This is a genomic window from Xanthobacter sp. DMC12, assembly GCF_056314105.1.
Genome location: NZ_JBQUYZ010000003.1, coordinates 1 through 14,928 on the forward strand (window position 1 = coordinate 1; position 14,928 = coordinate 14,928).

A 14,928-nucleotide genomic window follows, 5' to 3' on the forward strand; every position below is an offset into this window, starting at 1 on the left:
ACCGCGGACCTGTTCGGCTTCCTCACCACCGAGCCGAGCGAGCCGGTCGCCAGCATTCACCCGAAGGCGATGCCGGTGACCCTGACGGAGCCCCGGAAATCGAGGCCTGGATGCGCGACCCTTGGGAAATGGCTAAAGCACTGCAGCGGCCATTGCCGGCTGGGGCGCTTCAGATCGTGGCCAGGGGAGCGAACAAGGACGGCGCCGGAAATGTCCCGAGCGATCTTTTATCGGGTTCGTAGCGTTCGACGTGCCCATCGGGCCGGCCCATAGTGCCATGCGAGGGACAAGCGATCGGTCATCGTGGTCCAGTCCAGGCAGCGCGGGACAAACCAGGCATTGTGACCTGTGCGGCGAACCAGACTGTAGCCCTGCCGCTGCATGATCCGCACGCAACGCCCGAGCCCGGCGCGGTCATCCACGAGGACGAGGCGCGGACGATAGCGGGCTGCACTGAAGCCCTCCAGAACGTCAGCCTCCATGCCCTCCACGTCCACCGATACGAAATCGACAACTCGAACATCGGCATTGGCCAGAACTTGGTCGAGCGTTAGAGTGCGGATGCGGACTGGTTCTCCTGGCCCGATCCCGCGGGCCGGAGCTTTCTGGACGGACCGCCCCGCAATCCATAGCATCAATTGGCTCGGTGATCCTGGCGACGCGCAGGCGACCTCGACAACCTCCGCCTTACGTGATCGGCGGAGGTCCTTTGCGAGGTGGGTCGATGGTTCAATGAGAATTCCGGACCACCCGCGCATCTCCAAGTGGTGAGATTGGCTGCCCCGGACGGGCTCGCCCGCACCGACTTCCACAAAATAGCCTCGGGGCTCGCAGAGCCATGCTCCTATCAGCCCCTTCTCATGCTCGGACGGATAGACGACTGGGCGGCTAGAATCAGCAATTTCAACCACATCTATCTCGCACTGCTTGGATACTCAGATGCGGTAGTGCCACAACATCGAATCCAACGTAATCACCTTCCTAATCCAATATTTCTCAATTCGGTTCAATTTTATATATATTTGCGCACAACTTCATGGCGGCGATAGCGCCGGATGTGGCGCGGGGGCCTTACAAGAGAGCTTGAAGACTTGCCGCAAGACGGCTTCCAACGCGCCGCACCGCCGCCTCCCCCTTGCCTGTGATCCGCACCCAAATCCGGCGGCGGTCCTCCAGGTCCTGCACCCGCGCGACAAGGCCCATTCCCTCCAGGGCCTCGATCCGCCTCAGCGCCGTCGCAGTCGAGGCGTCGGCGCCGGCGCATAGCGCCGACACCGTTAACGAGCGCTGGGAAATGTGTGCGAGCGCCAGATCAAGGAGCATGTCCCAAGCTGTGTCGCCGCCGGGAATTTCAGGCAGGAGGGACCGTCGATCGTTTCGCAGATCCACCAGCAACCTGACTTGGGCCGCTGCATCGCACGTGAAGGAGTCGATCCGCAACGTCCTTTCCGCCCTGTCCAGGGCACGCTCGATCGCTTCAGACAATTTGGATAGATCAACTGGCCTAGCAAGAAAGTCCGACGCGCCCAGGCGCATGGCTGAAACGGCGAGCTCTAGCGAGGCCTGCCCGCTGACGAAAATAGTTGAAATACGTCTTGGCGCGAGGACGCTATTCATCTTTTCAATGAGCACCAAGCCGGAATGATCATCGAGGTCCGTATCGGTAATGACCAGATTAACGTCCTGGTTTTGCTCGACGATATCCAACGCGCTGGTGGCTGACGAGGTGCAGACGGCGCTCACACCTCGCTCGGCGAGCCATCCCTTGAGCTGCGAAAGAAACTCTCGGTCGCTGTTTACTGCTACCGCGGAAGTGTGATTCATCGCGCGGCCCTTTCAGCGCCAGCGGCCGCGAGCCTGTTCATCATGTTTGGGATCTCGTGACCCATAAGGAGCAGTTCGTCGAGTGCGAGCTTTGGCACGGCAATGTGGCCTTGGATGGAAATGCCGCATCGCCTCGGAATCGCGCCGAGGTCCTTCAGTCGCTCCACGCCCTCGACCGTGACGGAAATTCCGCTCGACCCGCAGAGATCTATGACGTGTCGAATAAGGTCGCGCGACAGTTGGGACCATCTGGCCAGATGCACAATGCAGATATCGATCTTGACTTCGGTGAGCGGTAACTCGCCCAAGCGGGCGATGCCGCTGTATTTCTTTCCGAAATCGTCAAGTGCTATGCCGAATTCCTTCATCCTAAGCTTGATCAGATTTTGAAGCCCGCAGGGCGATGTTTCGTATAGATCGCTTTCGCAAAGCTCTATGATCAAATTTTGAGGTGCTAGTCCGCGCCCAGCAACGAGGTCGCTTACAAGCTCGACGAAGCCGTCGGACTCAAGCGACGCTAGCGGAATGTTCACGCTGACTGGCCCAGCCAGTCCTTCGGCGGTCCACGACTGGAATGCTTCAAGTCCCTTATTCAAGGTAAAGGCAGACAGCCGGTTAGCGGTAACAAGGTCTCTCTTGGCGACCTCGACGATGTAGCTCGGGGCGACGAACCCCACGCCAGGCACGTCCCCGGAGAGCAGAGCCTCAGCTCCGGCGAACGCGAAGTCCCCCATCCCAATCTTTGGCTGGAAATACAGCTGGAGGCTGTCGTGATGGATCGCTTCGATGATCTTGATGTCGCAGTCCGGCGGCAGGATGGCGACTGCGGGATGGGGTCGATTTCCCGCGGATTGTATCGCCGAAAGGATGTCATCCGGCGTAACCGGCTTTCTAAGGACCGCGGCCACTTCCAACCCGCGGCTCGTGGCGACGGCGCCAGCCGCGTTCAGCACGTCGGAGGGCTCTGAGCCCACCAGAACGATGTTTGGTGGCGACGTGAGTTCGGCAAGCTCCTTCAGCCAAAGCATGCCGTCGCGACCTGAAATGAATGGATTTAAAATGACGAAGTCGGCTTCGGGGTCTCCCGCGACATGCATCTCCAAATTGTTGTCCGCAGACCGGACTTTGATTCCGGCTGCGGTGAAGCCCAAGGTCAATGCCTCGACGAATGCTTCCTCATCGTCAACGATGACAACTTCTCTGAACGGCACCACAGCCCCCGCATCGGGCGCGTTCAACTTTAGTTTAATGACGCCGCCCCGCCGGTAAATCTCGTAACATTTGCTTTCCCGCTTAGCTATCCCAGTTCATTCCGATCTAAACCATATCGGTTCAGATTTTCATTGACCGGCCTGCATAAGGCTGTTGCTCGATCGCGCAGAATAGAAGGCGGCTGCGCTTAAACGACCAGCGGTGAATTCATTCCAAGTTGAGAGTCGATTGGTTCCATATCGGACAGAAGCTTAGCCTTGGCATTGGCGATGTTTTGGGCGCGTGTCGCCTACGTGTTTGAGGCGATCGAGGTTAGCCGATCATCCCAACTGGGACGCCCTCGCGCGATGACGGCGAGGGCGCCTTCCGCGTCCAATCGATGGCGAGGTGGGGCATTGGCGCACGCGACGGCCCCCAAGGCTCATCTGCCGATGCACCGAACCTCCTAGATCACCAAGCAAACATCACACCTGCGCGGCTGCCCACAGTGCCGTGATCCGTGCCCACGCCGACGCCACCGGTAAGGTAGAACGAATCGTTCATCTTCATCACCGCGCCGATCGCCAAGGCGTTGGAGCCCTCGAAGTTGCCCCAGTTGGCGCTCACAGCGAAAGTCTTGCCTTCGGGAACGAAGGGTGCGGGCATGGCAAAACCGATCGCTACACCTTCGTTTGCCTTGTTGACTTGGTTAGTAAGCTCGTTGACCTGATTGCTGATCTGGCCGATTTCCTGAACAGCGTTCTTCACATCGAACATGTTGAGGCACGTGCTCGTGCCCGGAATGTAGATATAGCCGGCGCCGTCCTGCGAGCAGACCTTAACGTAGTCAGTAGCCGCGTAGGCTGGCGCCGCCTGAAGGCCAACTGCGAAAAAGCCAACGGCAGCAACGGTTGCAAGCTTCGTAAACATGATGACCCCCACATCGAGCGTGTCGGGATCTTGGTCAAAAGATACCTCCTGTCAATAATTATGCTCGAAAATGGGCGTTTTGCCCAACTTATGACACATATTACGGAGCGGCACTATACTCATGGTTAGGCTCAAGTATCGGTACGGCAGGGGGCGAGACAGTCGCTCGGTGCTGGCGGTATGCTCTTGGGCCGCCGGGGAAGTCGCACCACGGTCCGGCCTCGCTGGGCAAGGGCGGCCGCGAGGAGGTCGCCCAGCAGGGCGTCAACCCCATTGGGCGAAAGGCGCAGTTCCTCGGCCGCTGCGCCCAGCCGCGTCAGCGCCGCGAACGCGCCTACCACGGCCCAAGTTTCACCCGGGGTAGGCAGCCGGACGGTGGACCTCAATCGCCGTCCGGTGCTCTTTTTAAGCAAAGCATCGTCCTCGTGGAAGTTGAGGCCGAGCGATCTCGCACTAAGGACTTGGGCCAACGGTATCGGCCATCTCTGGGTCGCGAGCGCGCAGGCGGTGCGCTGGTTTCACGCGCCGAACCCTCCACCCTTCAGCTTGCGCACAATGGTGGACTGGCTGACGCCCAGATGGCGGGCAGCTGCGCGGGTGGTGGTAAAGCGGCGCAGGGCATCCTCGATCAGCGCAAGCTCGAAGCGGCGCACCTGCTCGTCAAGCGAGGCGCCGCCGGCCACGCGCGGCGCAGCCGTAGGAATTGCAAGGTCGCCGACATCGATGACGTCATGGGGCGCCGTGACCACGAGACGCTCCACCATGTTGCGCAGCTCGCGGATGTTGCCGGGCCAATCATGAGCGACGAGGGCGCGGGCGGCGGCACGGGAGAGCAGCTTTGCTGTGCGGTACTGGGCATTGAAGCCGGCCAGCGCCTGCCGCAGCAGTGGCAGGATGTCGTCGCGCCGCTCGCGCAGCGGCGGCACAACCACCGGCACCACATTGAGCCGATAATAGAGGTCGCCGCGGAAGGCGCCGGCCTCCACCGCCTTCTCCAGATCGCGATTGGTGGCGGCGACCACCCGAATGTCCAGCGGAATGGGGCGGGTGGCCCCGAGTCGGGTGACGACCCGATCCTGGAGCACGTGCAGGAGCTTCACCTGCATGTCCAGCGGCAGCTCGCCGATCTCGTCGAGGAACAACGTGCCGGTGTTGGCCATCTCGATCATGCCCGGCTTGCCGCTGCGCTGGGCGCCGGTGAAGGCGCCGGCCTCGTAGCCGAACAATTCCGATTCGATCAGGTCGCGGGGAAGGGCGCCGCAATTGATCTTGATGAAGGGCGCCTTCGCCCGCGCGCTCTCGCGGTGGACGAAGCGGGCGAACACCTCCTTGCCGACGCCGGACTCGCCGGTGAGCAGGACAGTGGCGTCCGATCCCGCCACCCGCCGCAGCAGGTCGGCGATGCGCCGCGTCGTCTCGCCATGCACCACCGGCCCGCCCGCCCCGAGCCCTTCCTCACGCAGCTGCGCCACTTCCGTTTCCGCACGGGCGAGATCCCGGCGGATGCGCGACAGCTCGGCCTGGAGTTGGTCCAGCTCGGTGGTGTCGCGGGAGTTGATGATGACCCGGCGGACCCGCCCCTCCTCGTCGAACAGCGGAATGCCGGTGGCAAGGATGGTCTTGCCCCTGTGGGTGCGCTGGATCGCGGTGACGCGCTCGCCGGTGGCGATGACCCGCGGCGCGATGACCGGCCGGATGATGCCGTCCGCCTCCAGATCGCTGACCGGCCGGCCCACCACGTCCGCGGCGTGGATGTCGTAATTGCGCTCGCAGCCGGGATTGACCAGCAACGTGCGTCCCTCGCCGTCGGCCACGAAGATGCCGTCGAACGAATTGCGGACGATCTCGCCGAAGTCACGCTCTGACAATGGAGGCGGCTGGGGGCTGTCGGGCTCGGCGCGGGTGCGGGGCATTGCGTTTCCTCGATGCGAATTTGCATCAAACGATTCATCATCGGTTCGCATCTGTCGATCCGCTTTCCACAAAGCCTTGAAATTGCGTGGCATCCGGATTGGCACGGCGGTTGCGATCAAGGAGGCGACCCGGTCTCACGCCGGGTCCACAACGAGATCGAAGGAAACGCCAAATGACTATCGAGAGCGCGCCAGCCGGCCGGCGAGCGCCCCCTGCGGCTGTCCCCATTCCTCGCGCGTCCGAATGGACCGCCCGTGTGGACCTGCCCGCCTTCCGCCGCCTGATCGATGCCAAGCGCCGCGTCATCACTCTGCTTCTCGGCGGCTCGCTCGGCTTCTTCTTCCTGGTGCTCGTGCTCGCGGGCTATGCCCGGCCGCTGATGGCCGCGCCGTTCGCTGGCCCGCTGAACGTGGGATACGCGCTGCTGCTCGCCATCTATGCGGTCAGCTGGGGCGCGGCGCTGCTCTACACCTATGCTGCCTATCACGTCTTCGATCCCCTGGCGCGGGAAGCCGTGCGCGAAGCGGAAGCGGGGAGGACGGCGCAATGAAACTGCTCGCCCTCGCCATCTTCGTCGCCATCCTGGCGCTTACGCTCGCGATCACGTGGTGGGCAGCGCGGCGCACGCGCACGGCCAGCGACTTCTACACCGCCGACGGCACGCTCGGACCGATCCAAAACGGCTTCGCCCTCGCCGGCGACTGGATGAGCGCCGCCGCGTTCCTCGGCTTCTCCGGCCTTGCCGCGCTCTACGGCATGGACGGCTCGCTCTATGCGGCGGGGGCGCTGGTGGCCTTCCTCGCCATCTTGATGCTGGTGGCGGAGCCAATCCGCAACACCGGCCGCTTCACGCTCGGCGACGTCATCGCCTTCCGCATGCAGCGGCCGCAGGCGCGGCTCGCCGCGGTGCTCGGCACGGTGGTGGTCAGCCTCGCCTATCTGGTGCCGCAGATGGCGGGTGGGGCGGCGCTCATCAAGCTCCTTTTGGGGGTGCCCTACGCCATCTCCATCGTCGTCGTCGGACTAGGAATGTTGGTCTACGTGGTGTTCGGCGGCATGATCGCGACCACCTGGGTGCAGATCATCAAGGCGGTCCTGCTTCTGGGCGCGGCAGTGATTTTGGTGGCACTGCTGTTGGCTCATTTCGGCTTCGATCCGCTCTCCGTCTTTGCCGCGGCAGAAGACAGGTACGGTGCCAAGATCCTCGCGCCCGGCAATTATCTGAAGCACCCGCTGGACCAGCTTTCCCTCGGCCTCAGCTTCGCCTTCGGAACAGCCGGCCTGCCCCATGTCATGACGCGCTTTTACACCGTGCCCGACGCGCAGACAGCGCGCCGCTCAGCGGTGTGGCTCATGTTCCTCGCCGGCTCCTTCTTCCTCGTCACCACCCTGATTGGCCTCGGCTCGGCGGTCCTCGTGGGACAGGATGCGATCCGCGCGGCAGACAAGGGCGGCAACCTCGCCCTGCCGCTTCTGGCGCAGCATCTAGGCGGCGGGCCGGACAGCATCGGCGGGCAGGTGTTTCTCGCCGTGGTGGTCGCGGTGGCGTTCGCGACCATCCTCGCGGTGGTGGCGGCGCTGACGCTCTCCACCTCGGGCGCCATCGCCCACGACCTCTATGTCAACGTCCTGCGCGGCGGGCATGTGAGCGAGCAGGAGCAGGTGAAGGTCGCGCGCATCTCGACAGTGATCGTCAGCGCCTTCGCGATCCTATTCGGGCTGCTGGCGCAGGGCATCAATGTCGCCGTGCTGGTGATTCTCGCCATCTCAGTGGCGGCGAGCGCCAACTTCCCGGTGATCGTGCTGTCGTTGTTCTGGCGGCGGTTCAATACGGCGGGCGTGGTGACAGGCATGGTGGCCGGGCTTGTCTCTGCCGTCGCTCTGGCGCTCACCGGGCCGGCCTTCATGGGGGCTGACGCGCTGTTCCCAGTCGTGAATCCGGCCATTGCGAGCGTGCCCATTGGCTTCCTCGGCGCCATTCTCGGCGCGCTGCTCTCGCCGCGGGATGCGGTTTCCGAGGCGCAGTTCGACGAGGTGGTCTTTCGCGCCAACACCGGGCTGCGCGATGATGCGCAGGCCGGCAAGAGCCTTCACTGATCAAGATCCTGAGACAGCAAGAGGAACGACATGATCAAGGCAGTCGTGTTCGACGCTTACGGCACGCTCTTCGACGTCCAGTCGGTGGCCGATGCCACAGAGCAGGCGTATCCCGGCCGGGGCGAATACATCACGCAGGTGTGGCGGCAGAAGCAGCTGGAATACAGCTGGCTCCGCGCGCTGATGGGTCGCTATGCCGACTTTTGGAGCGTGACGCGGGAGGCGCTGGCCTACACCCTCGGAACGCTCGGGCTGGAACCGGACGAGGCCTTCCTCGCCAACATGGCGCAGGCCTATAATCGCCTCACGCCCTATCCGGACGCCGCGCAATGCCTTGCGGAGCTGGCGCCCCTCAAGCGCGCCATCCTCTCCAACGGCGCGCCCGACATGCTGCGGGCGCTCGTGGCCAATGCGGGCCTGACGGACAGCTTCGATGCCGTCATCAGCGTCGATGCCAAGCGCGTGTTCAAGCCTCATCCCGACGCCTACGCGCTAGTGGAAGAGGTCCTTGGCGTTAAACCGGCGGAGGTACTCTTCGTGTCCTCCAACGGCTTCGACGTCGGCGGCGCGAAGAATTTCGGCTTCCGTGTCGCCCGAGTCGCGCGCCTGCCGCAGGAGGCGCTGGCGCGCGAACTCGTCTCCGGTACCATCGCGCCCCTCACCATGTTCAAGGCGCTGAGGATGCGGGAAGAAACCTATGCGGAGGCGCCTGATTTCGTGGTGCCCGCCCTTTGCGACCTGCCGCGGCTGGTTCGCGGGATGGCCGGCGCTCATCTCGCGCCAGCGGTGTGACGAGGCAGGGCCCCGATGGAGAAGATGGGCGGCGGCCATTGGCATGACCGGGAGCGTGGCGGCACTGTCGCCGCCATCATGGTCGCCGCCCTCTCGGCCGCGGTTGCAGTCTTCATACTCCACCGAATCGCCGCAGGCTCGGGGATGGCGCTACCAGCCTTTCCCTTCATCACGACGCTGGTACTGGTCTGCGGCGCGCCTGCAAGCGCGCCTGCCGGCACCCGCGCCATCCTCGGCGGCCATCTCATTTGCGGGGTGGTCGCACTGGGCGGGCTCGCGCTGTTCCCGCCATCGGACGTTGAAACCGCCTTGGCGGTGGGCCTTGCCGTGGCGCTCATGCTCGCCACCCGCTGTTTCCACCCGCCGGCCGGGATCACGCCACTGATCGTGGCTCAGTTCAACCCCGGCTGGGACTTCCTGATCTGGCCCGTCCTAACGGGCGCGCTCGCAGCAGCGGTGTTGGCTCGCGCTCTGGAACGCTTGCGAACGAGCGTCAAACCATCGGCCCGATGAGCGAGCAGAGCCATCGCGCGGAAGGATGATCGCAAATCCTCAACCTAGGGTGGGAGGTGTGCTGAGCGGCCGCGTCCGCCCAATCCCACTTGGTCCCGACAAATCCCAGATAGCGCGCCTTGGGGCAGCGATCAGGCTTGTTGGCACTTCTGTTGGCACCGAAGGGCAATGCGGGAAAATTCTCTCAATTTTCTCAGTATCTTGATGGAATAATTAAGCGCCCTCACCCGGCACCATTTCCCTATTTTATGATGTCGATTGACGACGATGGCGGGCCAGCCTAGTTCGAGTGTCGATCCATAGGCGGCCTTTTGCGCCTGGCGAGACCTGTTAGGAGGACGCGGCGGCGTGGACTGCCTGGCGGATGGCCGATGCGATCTCGTCTTCGCTGCGTCCCCCGTTTATGGCGATGCGCCCGCCGAAGACGAAGTGGGGAACGGACCTCACCCCGTCCGCCGTCGATCGCGCGGCCTCCTGCTCGACGCGTCGATGTTGCTCGGGATCGAGCGCAATCGTGCGAGCTTCTTCGCGTTCGAAACCGTGGGCTACGGCGATATCCGCGAGGACATCGGCGTCCGAGATATTCCTTGCTTCCAGAAAATGGACATCGGTGATCGCGACCGCCAGTTGGTGCTGCGTACCTCGGGCTCGCGCCGCCAGGATAAGCCCGTGCGCTGCCTGCGTCCTGTAAGTCCAGGGCTGGCGGCTTAGATCGAGGTCAAGCCCGGATGCCCTTGCTTCCGCTTCCGGCCGAGCGAATGACGCCTTCGGATCGGTCACGCCATAGCGCGCGCGGAGAAGATCGGGGATGTAGAGGCCTTCCGCCGGCGCATCGGGGAGCAGAAGCACGGGATGGTGGCGGATATCGGCGTCCAGATCAGGGAAGCGTTCCGCCAGGACCTTGTCGAGACGGTGTTGCCCGATGATGCACCAGGGGCAGGTAATCTCGGTGTAAAGATCGATCTGCAGCATTTTTCGATCCCTCCGCTTTGTCCGTCGCTAGGCGGCCTTTTCCAGGACCGAGCGAACTTGGGCTTCGGCGGCGGTGATAGCGGCCTTGGCCGCCTCGGGCCCGAAGACGGTGCCTTCCACGCGGATGATTTCGATGTCGGTCAGGCCGATGAAGCTTAGGAGGTGGCGTAGATTGCCGGTCTGGAAATCAAAGGGCGCCCAATCGCCTTCCGAAAAGACCCCACCCGCAGCGGTGACGAGATAGACCTTCTTGCCAGTCAGCGATCCCTGCGGCCTGCCGGCCTCGCCATAACCGAAGGTCACGCCAGGCCAGGTGATATGATCGAACCAGGCCTTGAGCTGCGAGGACGGGCCGAAATTGATCATAGCCGAACCCAATACAATCACGTCGGCGGCCTTCACCTCATCGACGAGCTCCTGGGCAAGGGCCACCGCCTTGACCTGCTCGGGCGTGCGCGCCTCGAGCGGCGTGATGCGGCCGTGAATATAGGCCTGTGTGATATGCGGCGGCGGGTTGGCCGCGAGATCGCGCGCCAACAGCGTGCCGCCCAAGCGAGCGTTGAGGCCTTTGGCGATCTCGGACGCGAAACGGGTGGACAGGCTATCGGCGCCGCGAGGGCTGGACGTCACGAGGAGGATGCGCGTCATGATTGCTCCGATGGGAACAGGGCGGTAATTTCTTGTTACCGACGCTATTAAGGTGACTGTCCCGCCGCTCGCAAGAAGGTACTCCCATGACCCTTAGTGACATCGATTTTCCTACCCCCGGTGATGGGGACGACTGCCGGATGGTTCGGGAAATCCTTGATCTCATAGGCGACAAGTGGACCCTGTACATCATCGCGACGCTCAAGGATGGTCCCGTGCGGTTCAATGAACTGCGGCGTCGGATCGACGGCATCTCACAACGGATGCTGACGATTAACCTGCGCGGACTGGAACGTGACGGGCTGGTGAAGCGGACCTTGTTTCCCACTATTCCGCCGCGCGTCGACTATGAGCTGACGGATGTAGGGCGGACGCTTCTCGCGCCCGTCATGACTCTCGTGACCTGGGCGAACGACAACCGGGATAACATCAAAGGCGCTCGCGTCCGATACGACGCCGGCTAGTTGGGATGGGATGCCACTTGCCGGCTTTGGCGCGCCGTTAGGGGACGCCGAGGGACATTTGGGTGAGGCTGAGCCAACGGTTCCTGGCACACTTTGGGGAAGATCGCTGGATCGAATACAAGAGAGCGGAGAAGATCGATTTCGAAGCCTACGCGACCTATCTCAGCGCTTTTTCAAACACGCCCGATGGAGGAGTTCTGATCTACGGCGCAGACGATCTTGGCGAGGCGGTCGGTTGCTCGAAGGCGACACTTGGAGACCAGCACCACAGCAAGGCATATTACATCGCTTGATATGTAAGTCTGTATAATCGTCTTGCCTGAAAATATTGGGCAGCCATTCACCCGCGCCGCTTGATATCCGCCTCCAGCCGCTCCGTGAGATCAATCAGCATGTCCCGCAGGGCAATCTGGGCGGCCAGATCGAGCCCCTCCAGCGCCGCGCGGTTCACCTCGGCGGCGTTGCGGACGGCATCGCGGGCGAGGCGGGTGCCTTCCTCGGTGAGATGGATGGTGGCGAGCCGCCCGTCTTCCGCGCTCTGGCGACGGGTAATCAGCCCATCGCGCTCCATGCGCTTCAGGGTATTGGCCATGGTGGCCTGCTCGATGCGCACCACCTCGCACAGATCGCGCTGACTCATTCCGTCCTGGGCGAGCAGTTCCACGGCGATCGGATACTGGCCGGGCAGGATTCCATCCGGCCCGTTGCGGACCTTCAAGGATTGGGCGAGCAGCCGCGCCAGCAGGCTGATGAGATAGCCAAGCGTCATCCGATGCTGCGGGGCGACCTCGAAGCCCTCTGGCGCCGGCGTCTCCTGCGCCTCATGCTTACCTTCGGCCGCCATCACCACCCCTCCGCTCGATTGCAGACCCGTCCGGGCGGGCGTCGAGCACCACGTACCACCTTCTGCAGCCCCCGCGGGCCGCTTCCCCCTTTTGGTTTTAGAGGAAGAGACGCCGGATTTCCAAGGCTCCGCTCTTTTGCCCCCTCCGGAGCCAAGGGAGGCACCGGGACTGGAGCATTCTTGGGCAGCGCGCTGTGAGCCTCCCACCAAAGACGCCTGCTTTTGCGACAAGGGCGCATTAAATTATTGATTTACATCGATAAATTTTTTCATAGCGTGCTATCTATTTAGCCTTCTCCCTTAGCGACCCCTTCTGTAGGCTTCTCACCAGTCAGCCGAGAGGTGATGAGCGTGACCGATGAGCGCGAGAGCGACAGGGGGTCGGAAGCGGGGCATGTCCTCGAAATTCCAAGCGCGACCCTGAAGGGCCGGCAGGCCTATGACCTGCTCCGGCGCGAGATCGTCTCCTGCCGCATCTTGCCGGGCACCCGCTTCACCGAGGCGGAGCTGATGGAGCGGCTGGAGATCGGCAAGGCCAGCTGCCGCATCGCCCTCCAGCGGCTCATCCAGGACGGCTTCGTCGCCTCCATGCCACGCCACGGCTACCGCGTCACACCCATCACCGTGAAGGATGTGGAAGAGGTTTTCGCGCTCCGGCTGGTGCTGGAGCCGCTGGCCGCGCGGGGTGCCGCCGGGCGGGTCAACCGGGCCCATCTGGAACGCCTGGAGCAAGCCTGCCGCGTGAAGCTGACGACCGATGTGGGCAACCAGATCGACTTCTTTCTGGAGGCCAACCGCAGCTTCCACATGGCCATCGCCGAGGCGGCCGGCAACCAGCGCCTGGTCCGCACGCTTTCCGGCCTTCTCGACGAGATGACACGCCTCGTGGCGCTCGGCTTCGGCGTGCAGGGCGTGCGCCCCAACATCGCCAACGATCACGTCCTGCTCATCGAATATCTCTCCGCGGGGGATGCGGCCGCCGCCGCCGAAGTGGCGCGGCGCCATGTGGAGACGTTCCGCGAGATGACCATGGAGAAGGTCATCGCCTCGCTGAAGGACTCCGCCGCGGTGGTGCCCGTCGCCCCGCTCTCCAGCCTGAGCGGGAGGGAGCGGTGAGCGTCGTCCAGCTGGAAAGCGTCGGCAAGAGCTTCATGCGCCGCGATGGCGAGCAGCTTGAAGTGCTGCGCAACATCGATCTTGACGTGCCGGAGCGCTCCATCGTTGCCCTCGTCGGCGCCTCGGGCTGCGGCAAGAGCACGTTGCTCAACATCGTCGCCGGCCTCATCCCGCCGGATCAGGGCGCGGTGTTCCTGAACGGCCAGAAATCCAGCGCCTTCAATGACTGGCGCACCATGACCTACATGTTCCAGGAGGACCGTCTCTTCCCCTGGCGCACCACCGCGCAGAACGTCGCCCTTGGCCTCGAGGCCGCCGGCATCGCCCGCGCTGAGCGGCGCGAGCGGGTGATGCAGGTGCTGGAGCTGGTGGGGCTCGAAAAGTTCGCCGATTCCTTCCCCCACGAGCTGTCCGGCGGCATGCGCTCGCGCGCCGCATTGGGCCGCAGCCTCGTCACCGAGCCGTCCATCCTGCTCATGGACGAGCCCTTCTCCAAGCTCGATCCCTCCATCCGCACCCAGATGCACGACGAGGTGCTGCGCATCGCCGCGCTCCGGCAGATGTCGGTGCTGTTCGTTACCCACGATGTGGAGGAGGCCGTGGTGCTCGCCAACAAGATCGTGGTGCTGATGCCGCGTCCCGGGCGGGTGAAGGAAACCCGCGAGATCGCCCTGCCCTACCCCCGCAATCCGCTGTCGCCCGAGGTCGCCGAAGAGGTGCGCCTGCTGCGCCTCAGCCTGTGAATCCGTTCCCTGCCGCGTTCCGCCGCGTCCGTCCTCCTTCGCAGAAGCCGAGCCAGATGAAGCGCTCCCCCCTCCAGATGACCCAGGACCGCCGGCTGCGCCTTATCGGCCTCAGGCTGCTGCTCATCGCCGTTGTGGTCGGCCTCTGGGGCCTCGGCTCCCTCGGGGCGCCCGCCTTCATCCTGCCGAGCCCGCGCCGGGTGTTCGGGGTGTGGACGCAGCTCGTGGTCACGCCCGGCTTCTGGGCGGATTTCGGCATCACCTTCTACCGCATCGCCATGGGCTTCGCCTTCGCCACCGTGGTGGGCGTGGTGCTGGGCCTCCTGCTCGGGGCGAGCCGCACACTGGGCGATTTCTTCCAACCTCTGCTGGTGGTCATCAACACGGTGTCCTCGTCCATCTGGGCGATCTTCGCGCTCATCTGGTTCGGCCTGTCCAACTGGTCCACCATCTTCGTGGTGTTCATGACGGCGATGCCACTCATCCTCACCAATGTCTGGCAGGGCACGAGCACGGTAAACCGCGAATTCATCGAGCTGGCGCAGACGTTCCGCATGTCGCGGCTGCAGGTTCTTCTGAAGATCTACCTGCCCACCATCCTGCCCCAGTTCTTCGCCGGCGCCCGCCTCGCCTTCGGCTTCGGCGCCCGCGTCTCCATCGTGGCGGAAGCGCTCGGCGCATCGAGCGGCATCGGCTACCGGCTGCGGCAGGCGGCGGATCTCGTGCAGACGGACCAGGTGTTCGCGTGGACCGCGACACTCGTCATCCTGATGATTTTCATCGAGGCCGTGCTGCTGAAGCCCCTCGAAACGCATCTCTTCGCCTGGCGCAAGCCGCGCCCGGCCTGAAACCTATAAATCAAAAAAAAGACAACCTTCCA

General features: G+C 63.5%; 17 protein-coding genes. 9 read left to right on the top strand and 8 right to left on the bottom strand.

Features of this window, described 5'->3' with window-relative positions:
* Positions 1–227: 227 nt before the first annotated feature.
* The 5 genes from ACT535_RS13135 to ACT535_RS13155 form a co-directional block, all read right to left on the bottom strand.
* On the bottom strand, positions 228–911 hold the full coding sequence (locus tag ACT535_RS13135) for an FkbM family methyltransferase (RefSeq protein WP_476364722.1): 684 nt from the start codon (positions 909–911) through the stop codon (positions 228–230).
* Between the two features lie 160 nt (positions 912–1,071).
* A complete protein-coding gene (locus tag ACT535_RS13140) occupies positions 1,072–1,824 on the bottom strand; it encodes a MarR family winged helix-turn-helix transcriptional regulator (RefSeq protein ID WP_476364723.1) in 753 nt (250 codons plus the stop codon).
* Positions 1,821–3,062, bottom strand: coding sequence for an EAL domain-containing protein (locus tag ACT535_RS13145; protein WP_476364724.1), 1,242 nt, complete (start codon positions 3,060–3,062; stop codon positions 1,821–1,823). Before ACT535_RS13145 ends, ACT535_RS13140 begins: the two co-directional genes overlap by 4 nt.
* A 424-nt stretch (positions 3,063–3,486) precedes the next feature.
* Positions 3,487–3,945 (bottom strand): YadA-like family protein, encoded by a 459-nt coding sequence (locus ACT535_RS13150; protein WP_168458818.1) that lies wholly within the window; start codon positions 3,943–3,945, stop codon positions 3,487–3,489.
* Between the two features lie 518 nt (positions 3,946–4,463).
* Positions 4,464–5,858 (bottom strand): sigma 54-interacting transcriptional regulator, encoded by a 1,395-nt coding sequence (locus ACT535_RS13155; RefSeq protein ID WP_210254504.1) that lies wholly within the window; start codon positions 5,856–5,858, stop codon positions 4,464–4,466.
* Positions 5,859–6,031: 173 nt separating this feature from the next.
* Between ACT535_RS13155 and ACT535_RS13160 the strand changes: the two genes are divergently transcribed.
* Genes ACT535_RS13160 through ACT535_RS13175 form a run of 4 tightly spaced genes read left to right on the top strand, consistent with a single transcriptional unit; the run spans position 6,032 to position 9,261 of the window.
* On the top strand, positions 6,032–6,409 hold the full coding sequence (locus tag ACT535_RS13160; protein WP_168458820.1) for a DUF485 domain-containing protein: 378 nt from the start codon (positions 6,032–6,034) through the stop codon (positions 6,407–6,409).
* Positions 6,406–7,956 (top strand): solute symporter family protein, encoded by a 1,551-nt coding sequence (locus ACT535_RS13165; RefSeq protein ID WP_476364725.1) that lies wholly within the window; start codon positions 6,406–6,408, stop codon positions 7,954–7,956. Before ACT535_RS13160 ends, ACT535_RS13165 begins: the two co-directional genes overlap by 4 nt.
* Before the next feature lie 30 nt (positions 7,957–7,986).
* Positions 7,987–8,748: a haloacid dehalogenase type II gene (locus ACT535_RS13170; protein WP_476364726.1), complete on the top strand. Its 762-nt coding sequence runs from the start codon at positions 7,987–7,989 to the stop codon at positions 8,746–8,748.
* Positions 8,749–8,763: 15 nt separating this feature from the next.
* Positions 8,764–9,261 (top strand): HPP family protein, encoded by a 498-nt coding sequence (locus ACT535_RS13175; protein WP_168458823.1) that lies wholly within the window; start codon positions 8,764–8,766, stop codon positions 9,259–9,261.
* A 330-nt stretch (positions 9,262–9,591) separates the two neighbouring features.
* On the opposite strand, the gene ACT535_RS13180 is transcribed toward ACT535_RS13175, so the two are convergent.
* Both ACT535_RS13180 and ACT535_RS13185 read right to left on the bottom strand, forming a co-directional pair.
* On the bottom strand, positions 9,592–10,233 hold the full coding sequence (locus tag ACT535_RS13180) for a DsbA family oxidoreductase (protein WP_476364727.1): 642 nt from the start codon (positions 10,231–10,233) through the stop codon (positions 9,592–9,594).
* A gap of 27 nt (positions 10,234–10,260) precedes the next feature.
* Entirely contained in the window at positions 10,261–10,881 is a 621-nt protein-coding gene (locus ACT535_RS13185) for an FMN-dependent NADH-azoreductase (RefSeq protein WP_476364728.1), read from the bottom strand.
* A gap of 86 nt (positions 10,882–10,967) precedes the next feature.
* Here ACT535_RS13185 and ACT535_RS13190 point away from each other — a divergent pair, with 86 nt between their 5' ends.
* Entirely contained in the window at positions 10,968–11,345 is a 378-nt protein-coding gene (locus ACT535_RS13190) for a winged helix-turn-helix transcriptional regulator (protein WP_476364729.1), read from the top strand.
* Positions 11,346–11,407: 62 nt separating this feature from the next.
* Complete coding sequence (locus ACT535_RS13195) at positions 11,408–11,638, top strand: AlbA family DNA-binding domain-containing protein (protein WP_476364730.1); 231 nt, start codon at positions 11,408–11,410, stop codon at positions 11,636–11,638.
* Between the two features lie 47 nt (positions 11,639–11,685).
* Here ACT535_RS13195 and ACT535_RS13200 read toward each other — a convergent pair whose 3' ends face one another.
* Positions 11,686–12,189, bottom strand: a complete 504-nt coding sequence (locus ACT535_RS13200) for a MarR family winged helix-turn-helix transcriptional regulator (protein ID WP_476364731.1) — start codon at positions 12,187–12,189, stop codon at positions 11,686–11,688.
* Between the two features lie 345 nt (positions 12,190–12,534).
* On the opposite strand from ACT535_RS13200, the gene ACT535_RS13205 reads away from it, so the two are divergent.
* The 3 genes from ACT535_RS13205 to ACT535_RS13215 are packed head-to-tail and all read left to right on the top strand — an operon-like array spanning position 12,535 to position 14,896.
* Positions 12,535–13,305 (top strand): GntR family transcriptional regulator, encoded by a 771-nt coding sequence (locus ACT535_RS13205; RefSeq protein ID WP_476364732.1) that lies wholly within the window; start codon positions 12,535–12,537, stop codon positions 13,303–13,305.
* Positions 13,302–14,048 (top strand): ABC transporter ATP-binding protein, encoded by a 747-nt coding sequence (locus ACT535_RS13210; protein WP_476364733.1) that lies wholly within the window; start codon positions 13,302–13,304, stop codon positions 14,046–14,048. The genes ACT535_RS13205 and ACT535_RS13210 overlap by 4 nt, the downstream gene beginning before the upstream one ends.
* Positions 14,049–14,104: 56 nt before the next feature.
* On the top strand, positions 14,105–14,896 hold the full coding sequence (locus ACT535_RS13215) for an ABC transporter permease (RefSeq protein WP_476364734.1): 792 nt from the start codon (positions 14,105–14,107) through the stop codon (positions 14,894–14,896).
* The last annotated feature ends 32 nt before the right edge of the window (positions 14,897–14,928 follow it).

Bases quoted from the DNA above. Each gene is read 5' to 3' on its own strand.
- ACT535_RS13200 (WP_476364731.1), bottom strand. From the start codon at position 12,189: ATGGCGGCCGAAGGTAAGCATGAGGCGCAGGAGACGCCGGCGCCAGAG.
- ACT535_RS13205 (WP_476364732.1), top strand. From the start codon at position 12,535: ATGAGCGTGACCGATGAGCGCGAGAGCGACAGGGGGTCGGAAGCGGGG.
- ACT535_RS13155 (WP_210254504.1), bottom strand. From the start codon at position 5,858: ATGCCCCGCACCCGCGCCGAGCCCGACAGCCCCCAGCCGCCTCCATTG.
- ACT535_RS13180 (WP_476364727.1), bottom strand. From the start codon at position 10,233: ATGCTGCAGATCGATCTTTACACCGAGATTACCTGCCCCTGGTGCATC.
- ACT535_RS13150 (WP_168458818.1), bottom strand. From the start codon at position 3,945: ATGTTTACGAAGCTTGCAACCGTTGCTGCCGTTGGCTTTTTCGCAGTT.
- ACT535_RS13140 (WP_476364723.1), bottom strand. From the start codon at position 1,824: ATGAATCACACTTCCGCGGTAGCAGTAAACAGCGACCGAGAGTTTCTT.
- ACT535_RS13215 (WP_476364734.1), top strand. From the start codon at position 14,105: ATGAAGCGCTCCCCCCTCCAGATGACCCAGGACCGCCGGCTGCGCCTT.
- ACT535_RS13185 (WP_476364728.1), bottom strand. From the start codon at position 10,881: ATGACGCGCATCCTCCTCGTGACGTCCAGCCCTCGCGGCGCCGATAGC.
- ACT535_RS13160 (WP_168458820.1), top strand. From the start codon at position 6,032: ATGACTATCGAGAGCGCGCCAGCCGGCCGGCGAGCGCCCCCTGCGGCT.
- ACT535_RS13170 (WP_476364726.1), top strand. From the start codon at position 7,987: ATGATCAAGGCAGTCGTGTTCGACGCTTACGGCACGCTCTTCGACGTC.
- ACT535_RS13175 (WP_168458823.1), top strand. From the start codon at position 8,764: ATGGAGAAGATGGGCGGCGGCCATTGGCATGACCGGGAGCGTGGCGGC.
- ACT535_RS13190 (WP_476364729.1), top strand. From the start codon at position 10,968: ATGACCCTTAGTGACATCGATTTTCCTACCCCCGGTGATGGGGACGAC.
- ACT535_RS13165 (WP_476364725.1), top strand. From the start codon at position 6,406: ATGAAACTGCTCGCCCTCGCCATCTTCGTCGCCATCCTGGCGCTTACG.